The organism is Brevibacterium metallidurans, from assembly GCF_037101285.1.
GTDB classification, from domain to species: Bacteria; Actinomycetota; Actinomycetes; order Actinomycetales; family Brevibacteriaceae; genus Brevibacterium; species Brevibacterium metallidurans.
This window is the reverse complement of record NZ_BAAAAF010000038.1, coordinates 1-2,429: the sequence shown is the minus strand read 5'-3', so window position 1 is coordinate 2,429 and position 2,429 is coordinate 1. Positions and strand designations below refer to the sequence as shown.

Annotated in this window: 2 protein-coding genes; both read left to right on the top strand. The window is 66.5% G+C overall.

The annotated features are described in order from the left end of the window. Positions 1-276 precede the first annotated feature (276 nt). Positions 277-561, top strand: coding sequence for an FmdB family zinc ribbon protein (locus tag AACX88_RS17365; RefSeq protein ID WP_339394118.1), 285 nt, complete (start codon positions 277-279; stop codon positions 559-561). Positions 562-773: 212 nt separating this feature from the next. Further along, positions 774-2,024, top strand: coding sequence for a formamidase (gene fmdA / locus AACX88_RS17360; RefSeq protein WP_339394117.1), 1,251 nt, complete (start codon positions 774-776; stop codon positions 2,022-2,024). Positions 2,025-2,429 lie beyond the last annotated feature (405 nt).

Here is a 2,429-nt window from a genome sequence, read left to right as displayed (position 1 = left end):
TGGGGGATCTTCTCGTATTGGTAGACGAAATCACGGATCTCATCGACGGTATAGCCAGGAGTGATGGTCATGGTACTCCAGTTCCTCTCGGTACGGGAGTGACTCACACCCAGCCTGACACAGAGGGTTCCGACCGCAGAATCGGCACTCAGCGTCCAGAATTTGACGCGGAAGGTGCGACGACCTCGGCGGGCAATCTTCTCCGAAGCCTTCCCCAGACCACGTCGCGCTGTAAGAATGCACGCATACACAAGTGCTGATGACAGGGGTGATGCAGTGCCGACCTACCTCTTCCGCTGCGACGACTGCGGCGACACCGAGCGGGCCTTCACCATGGCGGCGAAACCCGACTCCATCCATTGCCCCGGCTGCCAGGAGCCTGCCCGGTCCGTGGTCGCCTCACCCCACCTCGGCGTTGGCGGCTCTCCTGCAGCCCGGCTCATCGATACCACCGAACGGTCAGCGGAGACTCCCGCGGTCGTCTCCCGCGTTCCCGGGGCGAGCCGCCGGCGGCAGGAGGTCAGCCGGGATCCCCGGCACGCCAAGCTGCCGCGAAACTGACGGCACCGACGCCGTGACCGGCCCGATCGCCCATGCGCGAATCTCGGGCAGACAACCCAGATGTCCGACGCAGTCCGACTGGGACCCGCCTCGGCGAGAGCACCACCGCAGGGAGTCAGTGCCTGCGAACCGCACCATGTGAAGCGCCACCCGCTCCACCCGAACCACCGCCATCGGCCTCGACCGGGGCCGATCCGAGGAAAGGAAGTGCCATGCCCGACGTCGTCTTCCCGCTCGATTCGACCAAACCGTTCACCGACCAAAAGATCGTCGGCCACAACCGGTGGCACCCCGACATCCCGGCGGCCGTCCACGTCAAGCCCGGTGACTCGTTCCGCATGGACTGCCGCGAATGGTTCGACGGCTTCATCAAGAACGACGACAGCGCCGACGACGTCCGCGACGCTCCCGTCGACATCGTCCACGCGCTCTCGGGACCGGTCGCCGTCGAAGGCGCGAAGCCCGGTGACCTGCTCATCGTCGACATCCTCGACGTCGGTCCAATCCCGCAGGAGGAGGGTCCGCTCGCCGGTCAGGGCTGGGGGTACACGGGCATCTTCGCGAAGGAGAACGGTGGGTCCTTCCTCGTCGACCAGTTCCCCGACGCGTACAAGGCGATCTGGGACTTCAGCGGCGGGACCGCGACCTCCCGCCACGTCCCGGGGGTCTCGTTCACCGGCATCGTCCACCCCGGACTCATGGGCACCGCGCCGAGTGCGGACCTGCTCGGGACGTGGAACACCCGTGAGGCCGCGCTCATCGCCACCGACCCCGACCGCGAACCGCCGCTGGCGCTGCCGCCGGAACCCAACGGCGCGATCCTCGGCTCGCTGACCGGGGAAGACTTCGACCGCGTCGCCGAGGAGGGCGCCCGCACCGCTCCCCCGCGAGAGAACGGCGGAAACCAGGACATCAAGAACCTCACGAAGGGCACCCGCGTCTTCTATCCGGTGTTCGTCGACGGCGCGAACTTCTCCGTCGGCGACCTCCATTTCAGCCAAGGCGACGGGGAGATCACGTTCTGCGGCGCCATCGAGATGGGCGGTTTCATCGACTTCCGCGTCGACCTCATCAAGGGCGGCATGGACACGTACGGGGTGAGCGAGAACGCGATCTTCCAGCCGGGCAACTCCGACCCGCAGTACTCGGAGTGGCTGGCATTCTCGGGCACCTCGGTCACTCTCGACGGCGAGCAGCGCTACCTCGATTCGCAGCTGGCCTACCAGCGGGCGTGCCTCCATGCCATCGACTACCTCACGAAGTTCGGCTACAGCCCCGAGCAGGCGTATCTGCTGCTCGGTGCCGCCCCGATCGAGGGCCGGTTCTCCGGAGTCGTCGACATCCCGAACTCATGCGCGACGGTCTACCTGCCCACCGCGATGTTCGACTTCGACGTCACACCCGGACCCGGCGGCCCGACGCAGATCGATCCTGGTATGGGGGCACCGCACTCGACGTTCTGAGCTGCGCGGCACCGAGGTGGGCGCGAGTGCCGGCGGCGTGGCAAGAGCCGGTGGGGGCGAAGCCAGGCATGCCCCCGCCCCGCACCGGGCGAGTAAAGGACGCTCGGTGTCGATTCGTGGCGCCGAAATCGTCACTGAGCGTCCTGCTTTCCGCCGCGTCGGCGCGACTCCGGACACCCGGCGAGTAAAGGACGTTGAGTGCGAAGCCAGGCACGCTCTCGGGCACCCGCCGAGTAAAGGACTCTGAGTGTCGATTCGTGGCGCCAAAATCGTCACTGCGCGCGGTGTCAAGCTGTTTGGAGTCACTCATGCTGCTTCACTAGTGAGTTGGTGACCTCCGACTTTCGGAGTCTCGTGGTTGATACCGACCACGCCGGCCGGCGCAGCCACACGTGGTGGTGTGTG